The organism is Bradyrhizobium sp. RDM12, from assembly GCF_051917485.1.
In the GTDB taxonomy this organism is placed as follows: Bacteria; Pseudomonadota; Alphaproteobacteria; order Rhizobiales; family Xanthobacteraceae; genus Bradyrhizobium.
This window is the reverse complement of record NZ_CM133064.1, coordinates 1,194,619-1,216,240: the sequence shown is the minus strand read 5'-3', so window position 1 is coordinate 1,216,240 and position 21,622 is coordinate 1,194,619. Positions and strand designations below refer to the sequence as shown.

Annotated in this window: 19 protein-coding genes and 5 pseudogenes; 16 read left to right on the top strand and 8 right to left on the bottom strand. The window is 64.4% G+C overall.

Annotated elements, in window-relative coordinates; genetic code table 11:
- Positions 1-359: 359 nt before the first annotated feature.
- Genes ACTGJ9_RS05735 through dnaQ form a run of 4 tightly spaced genes read left to right on the top strand, consistent with a single transcriptional unit; the run spans position 360 to position 3,192 of the window.
- Positions 360-1,199 carry a pyruvate, water dikinase regulatory protein gene (locus ACTGJ9_RS05735; RefSeq protein ID WP_456676277.1) on the top strand — a complete coding sequence of 280 codons (840 nt, stop codon included), beginning with the start codon at positions 360-362 and terminating at the stop codon, positions 1,197-1,199.
- Positions 1,200-1,208: 9 nt separating this feature from the next.
- The gene (locus tag ACTGJ9_RS05730) at positions 1,209-1,817 is read left to right on the top strand and encodes a Maf family protein (protein ID WP_456676276.1); all 609 of its coding nucleotides are present in this window, start codon (positions 1,209-1,211) and stop codon (positions 1,815-1,817) included.
- A gap of 14 nt (positions 1,818-1,831) precedes the next feature.
- Positions 1,832-2,431 (top strand): dephospho-CoA kinase, encoded by a 600-nt coding sequence (gene coaE / locus ACTGJ9_RS05725; protein WP_456678447.1) that lies wholly within the window; start codon positions 1,832-1,834, stop codon positions 2,429-2,431.
- Between the two features lie 41 nt (positions 2,432-2,472).
- A complete protein-coding gene (gene dnaQ, locus ACTGJ9_RS05720) occupies positions 2,473-3,192 on the top strand; it encodes a DNA polymerase III subunit epsilon (protein ID WP_456676275.1) in 720 nt (239 codons plus the stop codon).
- 2 nt (positions 3,193-3,194) lie between these two features.
- On the opposite strand, the gene secB is transcribed toward dnaQ, so the two are convergent.
- Positions 3,195-3,701, bottom strand: coding sequence for a protein-export chaperone SecB (gene secB, locus ACTGJ9_RS05715; RefSeq protein WP_456676274.1), 507 nt, complete (start codon positions 3,699-3,701; stop codon positions 3,195-3,197).
- 403 nt (positions 3,702-4,104) lie between these two features.
- On the opposite strand from secB, the gene ACTGJ9_RS05710 reads away from it, so the two are divergent.
- The 3 genes and pseudogenes from ACTGJ9_RS05710 to ACTGJ9_RS05700 all read left to right on the top strand — a co-directional run bounded on the left by ACTGJ9_RS05710 (position 4,105) and on the right by ACTGJ9_RS05700 (position 6,901).
- Positions 4,105-4,809: a Tim44/TimA family putative adaptor protein gene (locus ACTGJ9_RS05710; protein ID WP_456676273.1), complete on the top strand. Its 705-nt coding sequence runs from the start codon at positions 4,105-4,107 to the stop codon at positions 4,807-4,809.
- Positions 4,787-6,310: a murein transglycosylase A gene (mltA, locus tag ACTGJ9_RS05705; RefSeq protein ID WP_456676272.1), complete on the top strand. Its 1,524-nt coding sequence runs from the start codon at positions 4,787-4,789 to the stop codon at positions 6,308-6,310. Before ACTGJ9_RS05710 ends, mltA begins: the two co-directional genes overlap by 23 nt.
- A pseudogene (locus ACTGJ9_RS05700) lies at positions 6,307-6,901 on the top strand (Smr/MutS family protein). The gene mltA and the pseudogene ACTGJ9_RS05700 overlap by 4 nt, the downstream one beginning before the upstream one ends.
- On the opposite strand, the gene ACTGJ9_RS05695 reads toward ACTGJ9_RS05700, so the two are convergent.
- From ACTGJ9_RS05695 to hslV, 4 genes are all read right to left on the bottom strand, one after another.
- Complete coding sequence (locus ACTGJ9_RS05695) at positions 6,898-8,022, bottom strand: hypothetical protein (protein WP_456676271.1); 1,125 nt, start codon at positions 8,020-8,022, stop codon at positions 6,898-6,900. The pseudogene ACTGJ9_RS05700 and the gene ACTGJ9_RS05695 overlap by 4 nt on opposite strands.
- A 28-nt stretch (positions 8,023-8,050) precedes the next feature.
- Entirely contained in the window at positions 8,051-9,355 is a 1,305-nt protein-coding gene (hslU, locus tag ACTGJ9_RS05690; RefSeq protein ID WP_456676270.1) for an ATP-dependent protease ATPase subunit HslU, read from the bottom strand.
- Positions 9,356-9,422: 67 nt separating this feature from the next.
- Positions 9,423-10,046 carry a DUF2585 domain-containing protein gene (locus tag ACTGJ9_RS05685; RefSeq protein ID WP_456676269.1) on the bottom strand — a complete coding sequence of 208 codons (624 nt, stop codon included), beginning with the start codon at positions 10,044-10,046 and terminating at the stop codon, positions 9,423-9,425.
- A gap of 4 nt (positions 10,047-10,050) precedes the next feature.
- Positions 10,051-10,611 carry an ATP-dependent protease subunit HslV gene (gene hslV / locus ACTGJ9_RS05680; RefSeq protein ID WP_027534993.1) on the bottom strand — a complete coding sequence of 187 codons (561 nt, stop codon included), beginning with the start codon at positions 10,609-10,611 and terminating at the stop codon, positions 10,051-10,053.
- A 202-nt stretch (positions 10,612-10,813) separates the two neighbouring features.
- On the opposite strand from hslV, the gene hisB reads away from it, so the two are divergent.
- From hisB to coaA, 7 genes and pseudogenes are all read left to right on the top strand, one after another.
- The gene (gene hisB / locus ACTGJ9_RS05675; protein ID WP_456676268.1) at positions 10,814-11,407 is read left to right on the top strand and encodes an imidazoleglycerol-phosphate dehydratase HisB; all 594 of its coding nucleotides are present in this window, start codon (positions 10,814-10,816) and stop codon (positions 11,405-11,407) included.
- Between the two features lie 68 nt (positions 11,408-11,475).
- Positions 11,476-12,006 (top strand): DUF2628 domain-containing protein, encoded by a 531-nt coding sequence (locus tag ACTGJ9_RS05670; protein ID WP_456676267.1) that lies wholly within the window; start codon positions 11,476-11,478, stop codon positions 12,004-12,006.
- Positions 12,003-12,653, top strand: coding sequence for an imidazole glycerol phosphate synthase subunit HisH (gene hisH / locus ACTGJ9_RS05665; RefSeq protein ID WP_456676266.1), 651 nt, complete (start codon positions 12,003-12,005; stop codon positions 12,651-12,653). The genes ACTGJ9_RS05670 and hisH overlap by 4 nt, the downstream gene beginning before the upstream one ends.
- Positions 12,650-13,386 (top strand): annotated as a pseudogene (gene hisA, locus ACTGJ9_RS05660) (1-(5-phosphoribosyl)-5-[(5-phosphoribosylamino)methylideneamino]imidazole-4-carboxamide isomerase). Before hisH ends, hisA begins: the two are co-directional and overlap by 4 nt.
- Positions 13,387-13,389: 3 nt before the next feature.
- Positions 13,390-14,165 (top strand): annotated as a pseudogene (hisF, locus tag ACTGJ9_RS05655) (imidazole glycerol phosphate synthase subunit HisF).
- A 79-nt stretch (positions 14,166-14,244) separates the two neighbouring features.
- Positions 14,245-14,571, top strand: coding sequence for a phosphoribosyl-ATP diphosphatase (locus ACTGJ9_RS05650; RefSeq protein ID WP_456676265.1), 327 nt, complete (start codon positions 14,245-14,247; stop codon positions 14,569-14,571).
- Between the two features lie 28 nt (positions 14,572-14,599).
- Positions 14,600-15,556, top strand: a complete 957-nt coding sequence (gene coaA, locus ACTGJ9_RS05645; RefSeq protein ID WP_456676264.1) for a type I pantothenate kinase — start codon at positions 14,600-14,602, stop codon at positions 15,554-15,556.
- Positions 15,557-15,675: 119 nt separating this feature from the next.
- Here the strand turns inward: coaA and ACTGJ9_RS05640 are convergent.
- The 3 genes and pseudogenes from ACTGJ9_RS05640 to ACTGJ9_RS05630 all read right to left on the bottom strand — a co-directional run bounded on the left by ACTGJ9_RS05640 (position 15,676) and on the right by ACTGJ9_RS05630 (position 20,228).
- Positions 15,676-17,892 (bottom strand): annotated as a pseudogene (locus ACTGJ9_RS05640) (PAS domain-containing hybrid sensor histidine kinase/response regulator).
- 230 nt (positions 17,893-18,122) lie between these two features.
- On the bottom strand, positions 18,123-18,593 hold the full coding sequence (locus tag ACTGJ9_RS05635) for a hypothetical protein (protein WP_456676263.1): 471 nt from the start codon (positions 18,591-18,593) through the stop codon (positions 18,123-18,125).
- Between the two features lie 97 nt (positions 18,594-18,690).
- Positions 18,691-20,228, bottom strand: a pseudogene (locus tag ACTGJ9_RS05630) (YifB family Mg chelatase-like AAA ATPase).
- A gap of 237 nt (positions 20,229-20,465) precedes the next feature.
- Here ACTGJ9_RS05630 and ACTGJ9_RS05625 point away from each other — a divergent pair.
- Together ACTGJ9_RS05625 and ACTGJ9_RS05620 are read left to right on the top strand one after the other, a co-directional pair.
- On the top strand, positions 20,466-20,711 hold the full coding sequence (locus ACTGJ9_RS05625) for a PilZ domain-containing protein (RefSeq protein ID WP_456676262.1): 246 nt from the start codon (positions 20,466-20,468) through the stop codon (positions 20,709-20,711).
- Between the two features lie 83 nt (positions 20,712-20,794).
- Positions 20,795-21,577: a tetratricopeptide repeat protein gene (locus ACTGJ9_RS05620; RefSeq protein WP_456676261.1), complete on the top strand. Its 783-nt coding sequence runs from the start codon at positions 20,795-20,797 to the stop codon at positions 21,575-21,577.
- Positions 21,578-21,622 lie beyond the last annotated feature (45 nt).

The window sequence follows — 21,622 nt, the reverse complement described above, 5'->3', positions numbered from 1 at the left end:
CCAATAAAGAATCTTAGATTCTTAAGGTTTGAGTCTGAGTGACGGTGGATTGGACTCACACAATGCCGTCCGCCACTTCGCAGACGCTTGTTCACATCCATCAACATGTCCCCGACAGTTCCCGCCCGGCCAGATAAATGGTCTGGGCTCAAAGGCTTGCGCATTTCTATCCGCAGCCTATCAAGGGACTTGTCCGCGCAATCCCGTTTCCCTCTCGGAAGGCTCCCAAACTTGTTCCGACGGGCAGTGGTGTGAAGAAAACTGGCACTTGTCCCGCCCCTGGTGTCGCGCAACCCTTTCCGAGGGGTTAAGGTCCACAGAAATCCACAAACCACACCGGCTTCATACAAAGAGTTTTTGTGCCGACCTCGAACAATTATTTCCATTTGCACCTCGTCTCCGACTCCACCGGTGAGACCCTGATCACGGTCGCGCGCGCCGTCGCTGCGCAGTACGCGAACGTCACGCCGGTCGAGCATGTCTATCCGCTGGTGCGCAGCCAGAAGCAGCTCGATCGCGTGCTCGACGAGATCGAGGAAGCGCCCGGTATCGTGCTGTTCACCCTGCTGGAGAAAGATCTGGTCTCCAGGCTCGAGGACAAATGCAAGAACATCAACGTTCCGAGCCTCTCGATCATCGGCCCGGTCATGCAATTGTTCGAAGCCTATCTCGGCGCTGCGACCACCGGTCGCGTCGGCGCGCAGCACGTGCTCAACGCCGAATATTTCAAGCGCATCGACGCGCTGAACTACACGATGATCCACGATGACGGCCAGCACGTCGACGGGCTCGAGGACGCCGACGTCGTCCTAGTCGGCGTATCCCGCACGTCTAAGACGCCGACATCGATCTATCTCGCCAACCGCGGCATCCGCACCGCCAACGTGCCGCTGGTGCCGGGGATTCCCGTGCCGGCGCAATTGGAGACGCTGACCAAGCCGCTGGTGGTGAGCCTGCACGCAACGCCGGAACGTCTGATCCAGATCCGTCAGAACCGGCTGCTCTCCATGGGAGCCGAATCCGGCAGTGACACCTATACCGACAGGCAGTCGGTCACCGAGGAGGTCGCGTTTGCGCGCAAGCTGAGCGCCAAGCATGACTGGCCGCTGCTGGACGTCACACGGCGCTCGATCGAGGAAACCGCGGCGGCGATCATGAAGCTCTACAGCGATCGCCAGCGCAACCGGCCGTCTGAATAGTTTTCGAAAATGGCTCTGTGGCGCGGCAAAACTCCGTTGATCCTGGCCTCGCAGAGCAGCGCACGGAAGATGCTGCTGGCGAATGCCGGGCTCGAATTCGAAACTATTACGGCTGACATCGACGAGCGCGGTATTCAGACTGCTTCAAAACTTTCAAACCCGCGCGAGATCGGCCTGCTGCTGGCGCGCGAGAAAGCCAGGGCAGTCTCGGCTCATCATCCCGGACGCTATGTGATCGGCGCCGACCAGACGCTCGCCCTCGGCGATCGTCTCTTCAACAAGCCTGCCGGGCGCATTCAGGCGCTGGCGCAATTGCGCGATCTCGCCGGCCATAGCCACGAGCTGAATTCGGCGGTCGCCGTGGCCTATGACGGCAGGATTATCTTCGAGGATGTGTGCGTCGCCCGCATGACCATGCGACAGATGTCCGAGGCCGAACTTTCAGCCTATCTCGAGGCCGCCGGCGACGTCGTCACCACGAGCGTCGGCGCCTATCAGCTCGAAGGCCTCGGCATCCATCTGTTCGAGCGTATCGAGGGTGACCATTTCACCATTCTCGGCCTGCCGTTGCTGCCGCTGCTTGCGTTCCTGCGGCGCGAGCGGCTCATTGCGGTGTAAATGATAGGGCAATGATGCGGATTCTCGGACTGACCGGCTCGATCGGGATGGGCAAATCCACCACCGCAAAATTGTTCGCGGAGGCCGGCGTGCCCGTCTACGACGCCGATGCCGCCGTCCATCAGCTCTATGAAGGTGAGGCGGTGCCTGCGATCGAGGCGGCCTTCCCCGGCACCACCGCGAATGGCAAGGTCGATCGTCCTAAACTGTCGGCACGCGTGGTGCACGATCCCGCCGCGATCAAGCGGCTCGAGCAGATCGTTCACCCCATGCTCGGCGCCTCCCGGCAAAGATTCTTTGCCGCTGCGGAAGCCGCCAAGGCGCCCGTCGTGGTTCTCGACATCCCGCTGCTGTTCGAGACCGGCGGCGAGAAGCGCGTCGACGCCGTCGTCGTGGTCTCGACCTCGCCGGAACTTCAGCGCGAGCGGGTGCTGGCACGGGGCACCATGGACGAAGCAAAACTCGATGCCATCATCGCCAAGCAGATGCCGGATGCCGAAAAGCGCAAGCGGGCCGATTTCGTCGTGGATACCTCGCACGGACTGGAGCCGGTGCGCGCGCAAATCACGCACATCTTGGCCGAGGTCGTTAAGATGCCGCAACGGCGAGCCTGATTCGCCGACTTACAGGGCTTCTTGCACGGCACCTCGAAATCATGCGTGAAATCGTTCTGGATACCGAAACCACCGGCCTCGATCCGCTCCGCGGCGATCGGCTGGTCGAGATCGGCTGCGTCGAGATTTTCAACCGCATGCCGACGGGACAGACGTTTCACGTCTATATCAATCCTGAAAGGGACATGCCGGCGGAGGCGTTTGCGGTGCACGGGCTGTCGGCCGAATTCTTGTCGACCAAGCCGCTGTTCCATGAAGTCGTCGACGCGTTTCTGGAATTCATCGGCGATGCGCCGCTGGTGATCCACAACGCGTCGTTCGACATCAGCTTCATCAATGCCGAGCTCGACCGGATCAAGCGTGCCGCGATCCCGCGCGAGCGGCTGGTCGATACGCTGCTGCTGGCGCGGCGCAAGCATCCCGGCGTGTCGAACCGGCTCGACGATCTCTGCTCGCGCTACGCGATCGACAATTCGCACCGCACCAAGCATGGCGCGTTGCTCGATTCCGAACTGCTCGCAGAAGTCTATGTCGATCTGGTCGGGGCGCGGCAGTCGCAGCTGCTGCTGGCGTCGGATTCCCAGGACATTCGGGTCAATGCCGCGGGCGATGCGCCGCGGCGGCAGCGGACTGTGCCGCTCGCGCCGCGGGTTTCAGACGCCGAGCGCGACGCCCATCGGGCTTTCATCGCAACCCTCGGCGACAAGGCGATCTGGAACGAGTTTTTGCCCGCTCCAGCTGCCGTCAATCCGGCTGGCTAGGCCTATTGGTTGGGCCAGGTAGTTGAGGCTTGGCCGGCCTGACCACCGGCAGCCATTTGCCGCTCCATGTTCTGGCGATAGAGACCGACGAAATCGACCGGGTCCAGCATCAGCGGCGGGAACCCGCCGTCGCGCACGGCAGTCGCGATGATCTCGCGGGCGAACGGGAACAGCAGGCGCGGGCATTCGATCATGACCAGCGGGTGCAGATTCTCCTTCGGCACGTTGACGATCCGGAACACGCCGGCATAGGCAAGCTCGAACGAGAACATCACCTTGCCCGCGTTCTCGGCCTTGCCCTCGACCGACAGCGTCACCTCGAACTCGGATTCGCTGAGATTGTTGGCGCTGACATTGATCTGGATGTTGATCTGGGGCGCCTGGCTCTGCGGCTGGAGCGAGGTCGGTGCGTTCGGATTTTCGAACGAGAGGTCCTTGGTATATTGCGCCAGCACGTTGAGCTGGGGAGCCTGGGCCGCCTCGGGAGGGGTGCCGTTACCGTTGGTCATCGAAGTGTCTCCTTACCCGATTTGGGCTGAATTTCGCGGCGGTTGGCTAACATAGGGCCGCCTCATTCCACAAGGACGAACGCCTCCGGAGGGTCGATCCAGGCCGCGGCCGGAACTGTGACGTTTGAACCGCCCCGGACACCAAATCGCACGTTAAACGTTTGAAGATGCGCGATTTCCGGGCAGGATCGGGTTTCCCCTTAAGCATAAAACGCGCTACACTCCGCGCTGTGCCAAAAGGCGCCATTGGCCGGGCCAAATTTCGTGCCTACATCCGGCGGACGTAACGCGCGGACCCAAATGGTCGACGTAGACTTGCCGTTCCCGTATGGAACGGTCTACTGGCCGGATCGATTTTCCCGGCGACGGCCCCTTCTCGAGAAGACCAGAAAGCGAATACCACGTGGACATCTACACCATCATTTTCCTGGCGCTGGCGGTCTTTATTTTCCTGCGGCTGCGCAGCGTGCTGGGGCAGCGGACCGGCAACGAGCGGCCGCCGTTCGACCGCGCGGCTCGCAATGCGCTGGGTGGTGCCCCCGACAAGAACGTCGTGACCATGCCGGGCAAGGTGATCGACCAGGCGCCGCTGGCGCCGACGGCCGAGCCGACACCGCCCTCCGACCGCTGGAAGGACCTGACCGAGCCCGGCACTGCGCTTGCCGAGGGCCTCGACGCGATCGTCGAGAGAGATTCCACCTTCGATCCGCGCCACTTCATCTCGGGCGCCCGCGGCGCCTATGAGATGATCGTGCTGGCCTTTGCCAATGGCGATCGCCGCGCGCTGCGCGACCTCTTGTCGTCCGAGGTCTATGAAAGCTTCGACGCCGCGATCAAGGACCGCGAGAAGAACGAGCAGAAGACGGAGACGCGCTTCGTCTCGATCGACAAGGCCGAGCTGGTCGGTGCCGAGCTGCGCGACCGCACGGCACAGCTAACCGTCCGCTTCGTGTCGCAGATGATCTCGGTCACCCGCGACAAGGCCGGCAACATCGTCGACGGCAACGCCGACAAGGTCGCCGACATTACCGACATCTGGACTTTCGCCCGCGATACCACCTCTCGCGATCCGAACTGGAAGCTGGTTGGCACCGGAAGCGCGAATTAAGATCTATCTGAAGAACAGCGCGACGGCGCTTTGCGCAGGTGTCGTCGTGCTAGCTTCGTTTTCGCTTGGCGCCGAGGCTGCGCGGCGCCACTCCCGCAGCCATTACCATCACCTTCCCGAAATCGCGGCGATCCCGCCGCGCGCCTTGCCCTACCCGCAGCTCCCGCTCCCGTTCGAAATTCCCGGCGCACAATACCTGCCGCTGGCCTGGGCCGACGTGAAGGGCTGGAGCGATGACGATCATCTCGCGGCTTACAAGACCTTTCGCGCCAGCTGCCGCTCGATCAACGCGCAGACCGGTGCTGGTGAACAGAAGGCACTGGGCGGCTCCTTGAGCGAACCCTGCCGGGCCGCCAAGTCGCTCGAGCCGGCCGACGACGCCCAGGCAAAGACTTTCTTTGAGAACAATTTTTCGCCGCTGCGGATCTCGCGGCTCGGCGAGCCCGACGGTTTCGTCACCGGCTATTACGAGCCGGTGCTGGAGGGATCGCGCACGCAGACCGATGTCTACAACGTCCCGGTGTATCGCCGGCCCTCGAACCTGTTCGTACGCGGCTACAATCAGGCCTCGGTCAGCCTGCCCAACAAGGGATCGGTCTATCGCAAGATCGGCCGCCGCAAGCTCGTGCCCTATTACGACCGCGGCGAGATCGAGGACGGCAAGATTGCCGGCCGCGGGCTCGAGATCGCCTGGCTGAAGGACCCGACCGATTTGCTGTTCGCCCAGATCCAGGGCTCGGCGCGGATCAAGTTCGACGACGGCGCTACCATCCGGCTCAACTACGATTCCTACAACGGCTATCCCTACACCGCCGTGGGGCGTATCCTGATCGAGCGCGGCATCATTCCAAGGGAAGAGATGTCGATGCAGAAGATCAGGGAGTGGATGGCGCAGAACCCCGACGGCGCCAAGGAGCTGCGGCGCCAGAACCGCTCCTACATCTTCTTCCACGAGGTCAATCTGTCCGACAAGGACGAAGCCGTCGGTGCGCAAGGCATCCCGCTGACCGCCGGCCGTTCGATCGCCGTCGACAAATCCCTCCATGTCTACGGCACGCCGTTCTTCATCGAGGGCGAGCTGCCGATCGAGTCCGACCGCGCCAAAACCCCGTTCCATCGCCTGATGATCGCGCAGGACACCGGCTCGGCCATTATCGGCCCCGCGCGTGCCGATCTCTATTTTGGCGCGGGTGCTGACGCCGGCCGCGTCTCGGGCCGGCTGCGCCACGCCATGCATTTCGTGATGCTGGTGCCGAAGAGCTTGGACCCCGGCGTGCGCGCCGCAAAGCTGCCGGTGCCGGATCCGCGTCCGTCGGAGAAGATCGCAAAGCTGTTTCCGCAGACCAATCCCAAGGATACTGCCAAGGATACTGCCAAGGATCCGGCGAAGAGCGAGACCGTTGCAATTGCCGGCCCGGTGCCGCTGCCGGCGCCGCGTCCTGTGATAGAACCTGTTCGCGAACCGCGCAGGCACATGAAAAGTCGTTCCCACCAGCAATGAAGCGATCGTCCCGTCCGCCCGTGCTGGATCCTCCGCGTCCTTCGCCGCGTCGTCGTGGGCTGACCGAGGAAGATCGCGAGTTGTGGGAGCTCGTCGCAAAGCAGGTCAAGCCGCTCCGGAAGCATCGCGCGACGAAGGTGCAGGCTGCGCCGCGCGCTGAGCCCCTCCTCGACAGCGGTTGCCACCAAGGCCGCGCTGTCGCCGCGTCCATTGGCGCAAGCGCCCGCCCCGCGTCCGTCAAAGCCGGCGATGCCGCCGCTCGCCCCGCTCGGCAAGCGCGAGCGGACAAAACTGGCGCGCGGCCGCAGCGAGATCGAGGCGCGGCTTGATCTGCACGGCATGACCCAGCTGCGCGCCCATCGCGCGCTATCGGGTTTCCTGCACCGCGCCCATTACGACGGCCTGACTTTTGTCCTGGTCATCACCGGCAAGGGCCGCAGCGGCGGCGAAAGCGGCGTGCTGCGTCGGCAGGTGCCGGAATGGTTGAGCCTGCCGGAATTCCGCGCTTTCGTGGTCGGGTTTGAGGAAGCCGGCATCGGCCACGGCGGCGAGGGCGCGCTCTATGTGCGGATCAGGCGGGCGCGATTCTAGAACGGCCGCACGATCCCGACGCGCGGGATCAGCGTGATGATCAAGCCGAAGATGTTGGTCTTCTGGTCCCCGGCCGGAATCAACGGCGTCTCCTTCTTGGTCGGCAGCATCTTCACCGCATGCAGGATCAGGAACATGCACACCGCCCAGTTCGAGATCCAGCGCGAATAGTCGAACACCATCGCGAACATCACGAGATAGGCCAGGCTGACGCCGATCAGGGCCGCGATGACGAGCCGTCGGTGGGCCTCGTGCGCGAGCGAGCCGATCAGATCCGCAAAATAGCGCCACAGCGGCGCGTGCAGCCAGATCAGCAGGGCGAAGACGGGGATGCCGAGGCTGTTGTGCGGCAGGCGTCCCCATGTGTCGGAAATCTCCTTCTCCAGCGGCTGATACCAGATGTAGCTGAACTGCAGGAGATCGGTGCGCGAGGGATCGACCATCCGGGTCTTCAGATAGGCGACGAAATCCGCTTCGGGGATCGGCATTGTTCCGAGGAACTGCGCGGCGAAGAACAGCGCGGAGACCGGGGCGAGGGCCACGATGCCGAATGCGACGTCGCTGCGATTGAAGCCATAGGCCAGATAGTGCCTGGTCACGACGATGGTGATGATCGTCGGCACATACATCAGCAGATGAATGTGGTGGATCAGGACGAGAATGATCGAGAACAGCGCGGCCGTCGCCACGAACAGCAATGAGCCCGCCGGCATCAGCAGCAGGATGATCGTCAGCGCGCAGCCATAGATGTCGAAATGGCCGAGCGTGTGCATGAAGTTCTTCAGGAAGAATGGCGAGCCCGCGATGAAGACGAACAGCGGCAGCGTCCTCGCCGTGAAGCCGAACGTCTTCTGAAACAGTTTTGCGTACAGCCCCAGCGTCACCAGCCACGTCGCGCCACCGAGCGCGAACACCAGCCAGACCGGCACCCTGGTCGTGAACAGCGCAACAATTGCCCCGATCAAGGCGCGCTTGATGAAGCCGAAATGGTAATCGACGAGGAGGTGGACGTAGGGGACGTAAGGCGGCAGCTGGATCTTGTGAACGAACACGCCGGCGATGACGGCGGCGTTGATCGCGAGCAGAAGGCGCCAGGGGTTTTGCAGGATGCGTGCGGTCACGCCGCATCAATAGCGTGGCCGCACGGAATTACAAAATAAACCGGCTCAGATCGGCGTTCTTGGCGAGGTCGCCGACGTGCTTCTGCACGAAATCGGCATCGACCCGGACGGTCTCGCCGCTGCGGTCGGGGGCGGTGAAAGAGATTTCGTCCAGCACCCGCTCCATCACGGTCTGGAGCCTGCGCGCGCCGATGTTCTCGACGGTGGAATTGACGGCAACCGCGACGTCGGCGAGCGCGTCGATGGCGCTGTCGGTGATGTCGAGCGTGACACCCTCGGTCTGCATCAGCGCGACATATTGCTTGATCAGCGAGGCCTCGGGCTCGGTCAGGATGCGCCGCATGTCGTCGCGGCTCAGCGCCTGCAGCTCGACGCGGATCGGCAGGCGGCCCTGCAGTTCCGGCAACAGGTCGGACGGCTTGGCGACGTGAAAGGCGCCGGAGGCAATGAACAGAATGTGGTCGGTCTTGACCGCACCGTGCTTGGTCGAGACCGTGGTGCCCTCGATCAGCGGCAGCAGGTCGCGCTGCACGCCTTCGCGCGAGACATCGCCGCCGACGCGGCCCTCGCGGGCGCAGATCTTGTCGATTTCATCCAGGAACACGATGCCGTTGTTTTCGACCGCGCTGATCGCCTCCAGCGTCAGCTGATCGGTGTCGAGCAGCTTGTCGGATTCCTCGTTGACCAGGATCTCGTGCGAGCTCTGGACCGTCAGCCGCCGTGTCTTGCTGCGGCCGCCGAGCTTGCCAAAGATGTCGCCGATTGAGATCGCACCCATCTGGGCGCCCGGCATGCCCGGGATCTCGAACATCGGCATGCCGCTGCCGGACGACTGGGTTTCGATCTCGATCTCCTTGTCGTTGAGCTCGCCGGCGCGCAGCTTCTTGCGGAAGGATTCGCGGGTTGCCGCGCTGGCATTGGCGCCGACCAGCGCATCGAGCACGCGCTCCTCCGCGGCGAGCTGCGCGCGTGCCTGCACGTCCTTGCGCTTGCGTTCGCGCACCTGAGAAATGGCGACCTCGACGAGATCACGCACGATCTGCTCGACGTCGCGGCCGACATAGCCGACCTCGGTGAATTTTGTGGCTTCCACCTTCAGGAATGGCGCGTTCGCGAGCTTGGCGAGCCGCCGCGCGATCTCGGTCTTGCCGACGCCGGTCGGACCGATCATCAGGATGTTCTTCGGCAGCACTTCCTCGCGCAACGAGCCTTCGAGCTGCTGCCGCCGCCAGCGGTTGCGCAGCGCGATCGAGACGGCGCGCTTGGCGTCGGCCTGGCCGACGATGAAACGGTCGAGTTCGGAAACGATTTCGCGGGGAGAGAAGTCTGTCATGGGACCTTAGCTAGGATTAGAAGCAGGCGGGGACAAGCCGCTTTTTTGCAAGCCGCTGTTTTGACTGTCAAATGATCGGCGGACCGGATTGCCATTGCTTCACGGCCTCGATCGGATGGATCAGCATCAGGACGTTGAGCGTCAGATTGTCGCGAATGTGCAGTGCCAGCATGATCTCGAAGGCGAGCCCGAGCACGACGGTTGCGGGGATCGGCAGCACGCGCGCGGTGAGGAACCCGAGCACCATGAACAGCGTGTCCGAGACCGAGTTGACGATGCTGTCGCCGTAATAGTCCAGCGAGATCGTGCCGGCGCGGTAGCGCTCGATAATGACGGGCGAATTCTCGACGATCTCCCAGGCGCCCTCGATCAGCATCGCGATGAGGAGCCGGGCGGGCCAGGACAGCCGCAACAAGGAGAGACGTCCCGAGAACAAAAGCCACGTCAGTCCATAGAACAGGAAGCCGTGCAGGACGTGCGAGAAGCTGTACCAGTCGGCGATGTGCTGGGAATTCTCCGAGCTGTTCACCACGCCGTGCCAGAGCTTGACGTAGCCGCAGGTGCAGATCGGCACCCGTCCCATCGCCAACAGCATCGAAGCCTGCAACGCCAGTAACAGCAGCCCGATGCCGATCGAGGCGAGTGGCGACAACGCGGGTTGGGTCGGGCTGTCGCTGCGGGCCAATGCCATCCGCTCAGCCGGCCGTCAGCGCTTCGATGGTGACGTTGCGGTTGGTGTAGACGCAGATGTCGGCTGCGATATCGAGCGAGCGGCGGACGATGGTCTCGGCGTCCTTGTCGGTGTCGATCAGGGCGCGGGCCGCGGCCAGTGCATAATTGCCGCCGGAGCCGATCGCCATGACCCCGGCCTCGGGCTCGAGCACGTCGCCGGTCCCGGTCAGGACCAGCGAGACATCCTTGTCGGCCACGATCATCATCGCCTCCAGCCGCCGCAGATAACGGTCGGTGCGCCAATCCTTGGCGAGCTCCACGGCGGCCCGGGTCAGCTGTCCCGGATATTGCTCGAGCTTGCTCTCCAGCCGCTCGAACAGGGTGAAGGCGTCGGCGGTGGCGCCGGCAAAGCCGCCGATGACGTCGCCCTTGCCGAGTTTCCGGACCTTTTTGGCGTTGGACTTGATCACGGTCTGGCCGATCGAGACCTGGCCGTCGCCGCCGACCACCACCTTGCCGCCCTTGCGGACCGTCAAAATCGTGGTGCCGTGCCAGACCGGCGAGCTGTTCTGGGAATCCTGCATAATGATCCTCGTTGTCCGGGCTGATTTAGGCGGTCGGAGCCAAAGGGACAACCTGCGCACAACGGGCCGTTCCGGCCTCAAATTCGCTCACCATAGGCAGAAGTAGAGGCCGGCCAGCCGTTCCCGCAGTAGCGAAGGCGTCATTTGGCTGTTAAGAGACTGGCGTTTTCGGCCCTCAAGCCAGGATGAAAGCCAGCTTTCAATGCGCACCGCGACGATCAAGCGCAAGACCAAGGAAACCGACATCGAGGTCACCGTGAACCTCGATGGCACCGGCGTGGCCAATATCGCGACTGGCATCGGCTTTTTCGACCATATGCTCGATCTCCTCGCCCGCCATTCCCGCATCGACCTCACGGTCAAGGCGGTCGGCGACCTGCACATTGATCATCACCATACCACCGAGGACACCGGCATCGCGCTCGGCCAGGCGGTCAGGCAGGCGCTCGGCAACATGGCGGGCATCACCCGCTATTCCGGCGTGCACATGCCGATGGACGAGACGCTGTCGCGCGTGGTCATCGACATCTCGGGGCGGCCGTTCCTGGTGTTCAAGGCCGACTTCCCCCGTGACAAGATCGGTGAATTCGACACCGAGTTGGTGCGCGAGTGGTTCCAGGCCTTCGCCATCAACGCCGGCGTGACTCTCCACGTCGAGACCCTATATGGCGATAACAGCCACCATATCGCCGAGTCCTGCTTCAAGGGCCTGGCGCGGGCGCTGCGCACCGCGGTTGCGATCGATCCCAAGACGGCGGGCGAGATCCCGTCCACCAAGGGCTCGCTCGGCGGCTGACATCTCCGTCTCGTCGGCCAATCGCTGCCGGCGGCATCTGCTCAATTCTCGAGAACGGGGCATCAAAAATGCCTGTCTATACAGTTCATGCTCCCACCCCAGGCGGGGCCGATCTGCGCGCGACCGACAAATTCGTGTTCGTGCGCGACGGCTTCCATTTCTGGGCGATGATCTTCGGGCCGTTCTGGCTGGCCTGGAACAGGCTTTGGCTGGCGCTGATCGGCTGGATCGTCTTTCTCGCCGCGTTCGATGCCGGGCTGCACAGCCTCGGGGTCAGCCGCGGCTCGATCTTCTTTGCCAACATCATCGTCGCGCTGCTGATGGGGTTCGAGGCCTCCAGCCTGCGCCGCTGGACGCTGTCGCGCGGCAAGTGGCGGCAGCTCGACGTCGTCGTCGCTGACGACGAGGACACCGCCGAGCGCCGCTTCTTCGAGCGCTGGAGCCAGAAGCAGCGCGGCATCGTCAACGATCAATGGGCCATTGATCGCGGCGGCCCGCCGCCGACCCGCAATTTGCCGGGTCAGCAATTTTCCAGCCCGCCGCCGATGCCGGCGGGCGGCATCATTGGATTGTTTCCAGAACCGGGAGGGCAAAGATGAGCGTCGCCATCATCGATTACGGTTCCGGCAATCTGCATTCCGCCGCCAAGGCGTTTGAGCGCGCTGCGCGCAGCATGGAGAATCCGCAGAAGGTCTTCGTGACCAGCGATCCGGACCAGGCCTATGGCGCCGACCGTCTGGTGCTGCCGGGCGTCGGCGCCTTTGCCGATTGCCGGCGCGGGTTAGACGCGGTCAACGGCATGGTCGAGGCGATCACGGAAGCCGTGCGCGTGAAGGCGCGGCCGATGTTCGGCATCTGCGTCGGCATGCAGCTGTTCGCCACCCGCGGCAAGGAGCACGTCATCACGCAAGGGCTGAACTGGATCGGCGGCGACGTCGAGAAGATCACGCCGCGCGATGAAAGCCTGAAGATTCCGCACATGGGCTGGAACACGCTCGATGTGCTCAGGGAGCATCCGGTGCTGAACAAGCTGCCGCTCGGCCCCAAGGGCCAGCACGCATATTTCGTGCACTCCTATCACCTCAACGCCGCGAACGAGGCGGACGTGCTCGCACGCGCCGAGTATGGCGGGCCAGTCACGGCGATCGTCGCCAAGGACACCGCCATCGGTACGCAGTTTCACCCCGAGAAGAGTCAGCGTTTTGGCCTGGCCCTGATCTCGAACTTTTTGCGATGGAAGCCGTGATTCTCTTTCCTGCCATCGACCTCAAGAACGGCCAGTGCGTGCGCCTCGAGCAAGGCGACATGGCGCGCGCGACCGTGTTCAACCTCGATCCCGCCGCGCAGGCCGAGAGTTTTGTCACGCAGGGCTTTGAGTATCTCCACGTCGTCGATCTCGACGGTGCCTTCGCCGGCAAGCCGGTAAATGCGCAGGCGGTGGAAGGGATGCTGAAGACGATCAAGATCCCGGTACAACTCGGTGGCGGTATCCGCGATCTCGGGACCGTCGAAGCGTGGCTCGAGAAGGGCATCACCCGCGTCATCATCGGCACGGCCGCGGTGCGCGATCCGGAGCTGGTGAAGCTCGCCTCGAAAAATTTCCCCGGCCGCGTCGCGGTCGGGCTGGACGCGCGGGACGGCAAGGTCGCGGTCGAAGGCTGGGCCGAGACCTCGCAAGTGACGGTGCTGGAGATCGCGCGGCGCTTCGAGGATGCCGGCGTCGCCGCCATCATCTTCACCGACATCGCACGCGACGGCCTGCTCAAGGGCCTCAACCTCGATGCGACCATTGCGCTCGCAGACAGCATCTCGATTCCCGTGATTGCTTCCGGCGGCCTCGCCTCGATCGAGGACGTCAAGGCGATGCTGACGCCGCACGCCAAAAGCTCGCCGGCGCGATCGCCGGCCGTGCAATCTATGACGGCCGGCTCGATCCTGCCGCCGCCCTCACCTTGATCCGCAACGCGGCCGGGAGCTGACATATGTTCAAGGTGCGCGTGATCCCCTGCCTCGACGTCAAGGACGGCCGCGTCGTCAAGGGCGTCAACTTCGTCGATCTGCGCGATGCCGGCGACCCCGTCGAAGCCGCCATCGCCTATGACGCCGCCGGTGCCGACGAGTTGACGTTCCTCGACATCACCGCGACCCATGAGAACCGCGGCATCATGCTCGACGTGGTCCGGCGCACGGCGGAAGCCTGCTTCATGCCGGTGACCGTCGGCGGCGGTGTCCGTGAGGTCAACGACATCAAGACATTGCTGCGCGCGGGCGCCGACAAAGTCTCGATCAACAGCGCCGCCGTGTCGCGGCGCGAGTTCGTCAAGGAAGCCGCCGAAAAATTCGGCGAGCAGTGCGTCGTGGTCGCGATCGACGCCAAGCGGGTCAAGCGCGCCGGCGGCGGCGAGCGCTGGGAGATCTTCACCCATGGCGGCCGCAACTCGACCGGCATCGACGCGATCGAATATGCCCAGGAGGTGGTCTCGCTCGGCGCTGGCGAAATTCTGCTCACCTCGATGGACCGCGACGGCACCCGGCGGGGTTTGACATTCCGCTGACCCGGGCGATCGCGGACAGCGTTCCCGTTCCCGTGATCGCCTCCGGCGGCGTCGGAAATCTCGACCACCTCGTCGACGGTATCCGCGACGGGCACGCTACCGCCGTGCTGGCCGCCTCGATCTTCCACTTCGGAGAATTCACCATCCGTGAAGCCAAGGAGCACATGGCCCGGCGCGGACTACCCATGCGCCTGGATGCCTGACGACTTCCGTTCATAAAAGTGCTACATCAACCGGCGGGGACTGGCCCAACCGGCCAGACGCGCGTTTCGAGTATTCAGTATGCCGCGTTTCACGATTCACGATCTCGCCGTCACCATCGATGCCCGCGCGGCCTCCGGTGCCGAGGGCTCCTATACCCGCAAGCTCCTCGACAAGGGTGCCGAACATTGCGCCAAAAAGTTCGGTGAGGAAGCAGTCGAAACCGTAATCGCAGCAGTCGAAAACGATCGCGATCATCTGATCGCCGAGGGTGCCGACCTGCTCTATCACTTCCTTGTACTGCTCAAGGCGCGCGGCGTAAGATTGGAAGAGGTGGAAGCGGCGCTGGACAAGCGCACGAACATGTCCGGGTTGGAAGAGAAAGCATCGCGCAAGAGCGGCGGCTAGCCGGGCTCTTTACGGAGAAGGTCGCGTCATGGATATCCGCGCACCCGAGCAGCAATATAATCCATACCGCGTCTATTCGCGCGAAGAATGGGCGCGGCTGCGCGACGATACGCCGATGACGCTGGAGCCGGGCGAGTTCGACCGGCTGCGCTCGCTGCATGACCGCCTCGATCTCAAGGAAGTCGAGGACATTTATCTGCCGCTGTCGCGACTGCTCTCGATCTATGTCGATGCGATGCAGCGCCTGTACTACGCGGAGCGCCAGTTCCTCAACATCCGCGACCGCAAGGTGCCCTACATCATCGGCGTGGCCGGCTCGGTCGCAGTCGGAAAGTCCACCACGGCCCGCGTGCTCCAGGCGCTGCTGGCGCGCTGGTCGCCGCGTCCGAAGGTCGAGCTGATCACGACGGACGGATTCCTCTACCCGAAGGCCCTGCTCGAGCAGCAAGGCATTTTGCAGAAGAAGGGCTTTCCGGAGAGCTACGACCTGCCGCTGCTGCTCAACTTCCTGTCCGACATCAAGGCGGGCCGCCGTCATGTGCGCTCGCCGGTCTATTCGCATCTCACCTACGATATCGTGCCGAACGAATGGGCCGAGATCGACCAGCCCGACATCCTGATCGTCGAGGGCGTCAACGTGCTGCAGACCGGCAAGCTGCCGCGCGACGGCAAGGCGGTGCCGGTGGTCTCCGACTTCTTCGATTTCTCGGTCTATATCGATGCCGACGAGGCGGCGCTGCGGCGCTGGTACATCAAGCGCTTCCTGGCGCTGCGCGACACCGCGTTCACAAATCCAAAATCCTACTTCAACCGCTATGCGCTGCTGTCGGACGAGGAGGCCATCGCCACCGCCACCGCGATCTGGGAGCGCACCAACCTCGCCAATCTCGAGGACAATATTTTGCCGACCCGCCCGCGTGCGACGCTGATCCTGAAGAAGGGCGCAGATCACGCCGTGGAGAGCGTGGCGCTGCGAAGGCTATAGGCAAAGGTCTCGTAGGGTGGGCAAAGGCGCATAGCGCCGTGCCACCATCCATCGGGATCTTCGAATGCAATTGGTGGGCACGCTACGCTTCGCCCACCCTACGGCAGCGTCGATTGCGGCTACACCGCCAACTGCCGTGACGCCGCCAGCCCGGCCAGCGCCTCGTCCAGCTTCTCGCGATCGAGCGGCTTGATCAAAACCCGTTCATGCCCGCCTCGAAGCAGGCATAGCGATCTTCCACCAGTGTGTTCGCGGTTAGCGCGAGGATCGGCGTGCGGTGGCCGCCGGTGGCGGCCTCATGCGCGCGGATGCGTTTGGTTGCTTCGATGCCGTCGAGCTGCGGCATCTGGATGTCCATCAGAACCAGATCATAGGGTGTGCCCGCAGAGCTGGCCGCAAGCCAGGATTCCAGCGCGGCCTCGCCATGGACCGCGATGACGACGCGGTGACCGAGTTTTTGAGGAGCGACCGCATCAAGAGCGCGTTGATCTCGTTGTCCTCGGCGACGAGGATCGACAGGCCATTGGCAGGCGTTCTGACCGCGGCCGGCTGGACAGGCTCGGGCGCGAGATCGGGCGAGGGGACTTCCGGCGCCAGCGAGAGGCGCGCGGCGAGGAGGCCGCGCGCAGTGGCTTGACCAGGAAGCCGGTGAAGGCCGGCGACAGCTTGTCATGACGCGAGCTCGGCGTCAGGAGGATAAGCCGCTGCGTCGCGTGAGCGCGGGCGACTTCGCCGAGGCGATCGGCAACAGCCGGACCGAGCGCACGGTCAATCAACACCGCATGCCATGAACGTTCCTGCAGCAGCGCCTCGGCTACAGCCGCATCCGCGACCAGGCAGGTCTGGCCGCCCCAGCGCTCCAGCCGGCGCGCGATCAGCGACGCCTCGATGCCGTCGGCCACCAGCAGGATCGACCTGCCGGCGAGGTCCGGACACGGAAACGCCGTTTGGCCGGCCTCGCCGTGCGATGGTGCGAGCGGGATTGCGACCTCGAAGGTGGAGCCTTGGGCCGGCGCGCTCTCCAACGTGATGCGGCCGCCCATGCGCTTGACGATGCGCTCGCTGATGGCGAGGCCAAGCCCGGTGCCGCCATAGGTGCGGGCGACGCGGTTGTCGGCCTGCTCGAACTCGCGGAAGATGCGCTGCTGTGCGTCCGGCGCGATGCCAATGCCTGTGTCGCGGACCAGGAAACTGATCTCGTTCGGCCAGATGCCGGGTTCGACGATCAGCGCCACGCCGCCGCTCGCGGTGAACTTGATGGCGTTGCCGGCGAGATTGAGCAGCACCTGGCGCAGGCGTGCGGCATCGCCGACGACTTCCATCGGAAGGCGCTCGTCGACATAGGCCGCGATCTCGAGGTTTTCGCCTGCGCGCGCGGCGCCAGCAGCTCGGTGACCTCCTCGATCAAGGTCGAGAGCGCAAGGACGCTGGTCGAGATCGAGCTTGCCGGCTTCGATCTTGGAATAGTCGAGCAGTTCCTCGATCAGCGCCATCAGCGCTTCGCCCGAAGTTTTCACCGCCCTGGCGTAAGTCGTCTGCTCCGGGGTCAACGTGGTGTCGAGCAGCAACCCGCCCATGCCGATGATGCCGTTCAGGGGATTGCGGATCTCGTGCGAGGCCATCGCGAGGAACCGCGACTTGGCGCGGTTGGCGGCGTCGGCCTGGTCGCGGGCATCCGACAGCGCGCGTTCGGTCTCGGTGCGGTCGGTCACGTCGCGGCCGACACTCTGCAGTTCGGCAGGCTGGCCGGCATCGAGCCGCACGAATCCTTCGCGCCAGGCGATCCAGCGCGGGCCGAGCGGAGTGGAGATTCTCTGGTCGTGGATGCGCGTGCCGTTGCTCGCGCGCGCTGTCGCCCTGCTCCAGCACGTCGAAGTCGAAGCGGGTGCCGACCAGCGCGCGGCGGGTCTGCCCGGCCAGCGCGCAATAGGCGTCGTTGGCGAAGGTGATGCGGCCCTGATGGTCGCGCAGCACGATCAGATCGCCCTGAGATTCGAACAGGCTGCGGGCGCGCTCTTCGGCTTCCTTCAGCTCCCAATTGCGATCGATCAGCGCCTCGTTGTGGGCGGCGAGCCTGCGCATCCGCTTGTTGACGAAGCGCAGCCGCATGCTGAGCGTCGCAAGGCCAAGGCAGGCCAGCGCAAACAGGAAGCTCGCGCCGATCGCAAAGGCGTTGGGATCGTAGCCGGAATTTGGCGCGCGGCTGCCGGTGACGAAGCCATAGGCGCCGCCGAACGTCGCCGAAAAGATCATGAAGGAGCGGATCGCGAAGGCGATTCGGGGTGCTGCCGCCTGAAGCGGCGCATGCGCACCTTGATCCGGAACGTCCGACCCATTGCCACCGACCCCGACTCTTGTCCGAAACCCGCCACCGCCGCTTGCGACGATGTCTCGCCGACCTTGCGAACAGCTTGAGGCTTTGCGGCGGCCTCCAAACAGGGTTGACGAGGCGTTAACGTCTCAGTGCATGATCCGGAAAAGTGTGTAGCGGTTTTCCCTCGCGACAAACGCGGAACGCGTTTGCGCGGAGATCATGCTCAACAACGCTCTGAAGCGCGAGGGCGCTTCAGAGCGAGGCGGCCTGGAGGGGCAGCGGGTGCCCGCCGCGGGCGCCGACGATCAGGGCTGCCGCTTCCTTCTGCGAGAACGCCTTCGAGCGCACATAGATGCGGTAATCGGCCGGGCCTTCGCTGGAGAGATAGATCACCGGACCGCCCTCGACCGGTTGCGCGGCGATCGCAATGAGACGGGTTGATGGATTTCCCTGGCAGGCGCCCGGCTCGCCGCTTGCGCCGTCGTCGACGACCGCGAAGTCGGCGGCATCCGCATCGTCGGTGATCTGGACCCGCACCGTGGCCCGCGATAGATCGTCGGTGAAGGCGACACGGACGCCGGCCGTCCAGAACAGGGAGGTCAGCTCGACCGAGGTGTCGCCGAGGGCGATGCAGGGATGCGAGACCGATCCGATCTCGTTGCGGGCGAACACCGCAGCCGCCAACAGGGGAACCACCGAGGCCAGGATCTTGAAACGCAACATGACACTCTACTCGCCGGGCCCGGACTGGAACTTGTGGGCCTTGTGGTTTGCAGAGCGTAAAGGAAACTCGTTACCGCCGGGTTGATGCGCGGGATGATCAAGCCAGCTGGCGCACATCCTCCGCGAGTGCGCGGTAGGACAGCGCCTCGGCAAGATGCAGCCGGCCGATCTTGTCGGCGCCGTCAAGGTCGGCGAGCGTGCGGGCCACCCGCAGCACGCGGTGATAGCCGCGCGCCGACAGCCGCATCGTCTCGGCGGCATCGCGCAGCAGCTTCTGCCCCTGCGCGTCCGGCCTGGCGATGTCCTCCAGCACGGATGCCGGCGCCTCGGCATTGGTGCGGATCTGCGGCAGGCCGGCATCGGCATAGCGCGCGAGCTGGATGTCGCGCGCCGCCGCCACGCGGGCGGCGACTTCGGCGGAGCCTTCCGCCGGCGGCGGCAGGATCAGATCGGCAGCAGTCACGGCCGGGACTTCGATGCGCAGATCGATGCGGTCCATCAGCGGGCCGGAGATGCGCGCCTGGTAGTCTCCGGTGCAGCGGTCGATGCGGCCGCGCTTGCAGGCATAGCCCGGCTCGAACGCATTGCCGCAGCGGCAGGGGTTCATCGCTGCGATCAGCATGAAGCGCGCCGGGTAAGTCACGCGGTGGTTGGCGCGGGAGACCGAGACCTCGCCGTTCTCCAGCGGCTGGCGCAGCGAATCCAGCACGCGCGGATCGAACTCGGGCAGCTCGTCGAGGAACAGCACGCCCTGATGCGCCAGTGAGATCTCGCCGGGCTTTGCGCGCGCGCGCCGCCGGTGAGCGCGGCCATGCTGGCGGAATGATGTGGCGAACGGAACGGCCGCCGCGATGTCAGCGCGCCGCCCTCGATCTCGCCGGCGACGGAGGCGATCATCGAGACCTCGAGTAGTTCGCCTGGCGACAGCGGCGGCAGGATCGAGGGCAGGCGTGCCGCGAGCATCGATTTGCCGGCCCCGGGCGCGCCGATCATCAAGAGATGATGCCCGCCCGCGGCTGCGATCTCCAGCGCCCGCTTGGCGCTCTCCTGGCCCTTGATGTCGCGCAGGTCGAGCAGCGAGCTTGCTGCTTCGTGGACTTTCGGCACGGGCCGCGACAGCACTTGCGTGCCCTTGAAATGGTTGGCGATCTGAATCAGCGATTGCGCGGCGACGATCTGGATGTCCGGACTCGCCCACGCCGCTTCCGAGCCGCAGGCCGCCGGGCAGATCAGACCTTCCTCGCGGGCATTGGCGCCGATCGCGGCGGGCAAAACGCCGGCCACCGGCGCGATCGAGCCGTCGAGGCCGAGCTCGCCGAGCACGGTAAAACCCGTCAGCGCATCCGGCGGAATCGCGCCGATCGCGGCCATCAGCCCCAGCGCAATCGGCAGGTCGTAATGGCTGCCTTCCTTCGGGACGTCGGCGGGGGCGAGATTGACGATGATCCGCCGGGCCGGCAGCGCCAGGCCCGAGGCGATCAGCGCGGCGCGGACCCGCTCGCGCGCCTCCGACACCGCCTTGTCGGGCAGCCCGACGATGGCGAAGGCCGGCAGCCCCGGCGCGACCTGCACCTGCACGTCGACCGCGCGGGCCTCGATCCCCTCAAAAGCGACTGTCGAAACCCGCTGAACCATGCCCAAACCAGCCTGCCCTCTTGCACAATCGAGGGTAGCAGAGCGCGATGGTCCTGACAAGAACAATACAAGAACGGAAGACGGGGGGGGGAATTCCTAACGACCGGTAAACGGGACCAAGACACTAAGCTTCGACTACGTCTCGAATGCGAGCGGCTGCGCTCAGCACATTCCAACGAATGTCCGCTACTCCTAGAGCTGCGGGATGGGCCGTGATCTAACGGGTGAACAATTCAAATGCTTGCAAATCGCCGCAGAAGCGAACGACGGGTGTGCACGCGGCTCGCCAAGATCCATTTTGGCGCGGGGTCGCTGCCGCGGGACTGCACGATTACGGATATCTCGAATGGCGGGGTGAAGGTCGTGGCCGAATTCCTGGAAGTGCCGCCGCAATTCACCATCATCTTCGCACCCGACTATTCCCGCCAATGCCGCCTGCGCTGGCGCATCGGCTGCGAATTCGGTGCGGAATTCACCGACTAATCCTGATCGACGCGTTTCCTTAACGGGAATTTAGCGTTAATCGGCAAAGCATCTCTGATCAGTCCGCCGGCGGTGATCAGAGTATGTCCAAGCGTTCGTCCCTTGCCTCTCCCCCGGCGAGATTCCTGCTTCCTGTGCTTCTGGTGCTCGCGCTCGGTGGCTGCCAGACCACGAGCCTGGAGGATGTGACCGGCGCGCTTGGCGTCGGTGGCAAGCCGGAACCTGCCGCTATGGCGGACGCCAGGCCTGACATGGACGGCTTGCGCGAGCGCTATCGCGCCAGGCCCAGCGATCCCGCCATCGCCCTCGACTACGGCAAGGCGTTGCGCGAGACCGGGCAGCGCGCCCAGGCGGTCGCGGTAATGGAGCAGGCCGTGCTCGCCCATCCCAGCAACAAGGCGCTGCTTGCCGGCTATGGCCGCGCGCTCGCCGATAATGGCAATTTCCAGCAGGCCTTCGACGTGCTCAGCCGCGCGCATACGCCGGAGGATCCGGACTGGCACATCTTGTCGGCGCAGGGTGCGGCGCTCGATCAGCTCGGCCGCAACGAGGAAGCGCAGCAATATTATGCGACGGCACTTAAGATCGTGCCGGACGAGCCGCAGGTTTTGTCCAATCTCGGCCTGTCCTACATGCTTCAGAATAACCTGCCGCGGGCCGAGGAAACCATGCGCCGCGCCTATCAGCGCAACCCGGCCGATTCCCGCGTGCGGGGCAACCTCGCGCTGGTGCTGGGGCTGGAAGGCAAGCAGGCCGAGGCCGAGACCATCGTGAAGGCCGATCTGCCGCCGGATCAGGCGGCGGCAAAGATCACCGCGCTGCGCCAGCTGCTGTCGAAGAAGCAGCAGCAGCGGGCGGAGAAGTAATCCGCCGCCGCCGCGAGTCTTGCGCGCCGGGAAACGCTTTCGCGC

Bases quoted from the DNA above. Each gene is read 5' to 3' on its own strand.
- ACTGJ9_RS05625 (WP_456676262.1), top strand. From the start codon at position 20,466: ATGCTTGCAAATCGCCGCAGAAGCGAACGACGGGTGTGCACGCGGCTC.
- ACTGJ9_RS05670 (WP_456676267.1), top strand. From the start codon at position 11,476: ATGCCTGTCTATACAGTTCATGCTCCCACCCCAGGCGGGGCCGATCTG.
- hisH (WP_456676266.1), top strand. From the start codon at position 12,003: ATGAGCGTCGCCATCATCGATTACGGTTCCGGCAATCTGCATTCCGCC.
- secB (WP_456676274.1), bottom strand. From the start codon at position 3,701: ATGACCAACGGTAACGGCACCCCTCCCGAGGCGGCCCAGGCTCCCCAG.
- coaE (WP_456678447.1), top strand. From the start codon at position 1,832: ATGCGGATTCTCGGACTGACCGGCTCGATCGGGATGGGCAAATCCACC.
- coaA (WP_456676264.1), top strand. From the start codon at position 14,600: ATGGATATCCGCGCACCCGAGCAGCAATATAATCCATACCGCGTCTAT.
- dnaQ (WP_456676275.1), top strand. From the start codon at position 2,473: ATGCGTGAAATCGTTCTGGATACCGAAACCACCGGCCTCGATCCGCTC.
- ACTGJ9_RS05635 (WP_456676263.1), bottom strand. From the start codon at position 18,593: ATGTTGCGTTTCAAGATCCTGGCCTCGGTGGTTCCCCTGTTGGCGGCT.
- hslV (WP_027534993.1), bottom strand. From the start codon at position 10,611: ATGCAGGATTCCCAGAACAGCTCGCCGGTCTGGCACGGCACCACGATT.
- hisB (WP_456676268.1), top strand. From the start codon at position 10,814: ATGCGCACCGCGACGATCAAGCGCAAGACCAAGGAAACCGACATCGAG.
- ACTGJ9_RS05730 (WP_456676276.1), top strand. From the start codon at position 1,209: ATGGCTCTGTGGCGCGGCAAAACTCCGTTGATCCTGGCCTCGCAGAGC.
- ACTGJ9_RS05620 (WP_456676261.1), top strand. From the start codon at position 20,795: ATGTCCAAGCGTTCGTCCCTTGCCTCTCCCCCGGCGAGATTCCTGCTT.
- ACTGJ9_RS05650 (WP_456676265.1), top strand. From the start codon at position 14,245: ATGCCGCGTTTCACGATTCACGATCTCGCCGTCACCATCGATGCCCGC.
- hslU (WP_456676270.1), bottom strand. From the start codon at position 9,355: ATGACAGACTTCTCTCCCCGCGAAATCGTTTCCGAACTCGACCGTTTC.
- ACTGJ9_RS05685 (WP_456676269.1), bottom strand. From the start codon at position 10,046: ATGGCATTGGCCCGCAGCGACAGCCCGACCCAACCCGCGTTGTCGCCA.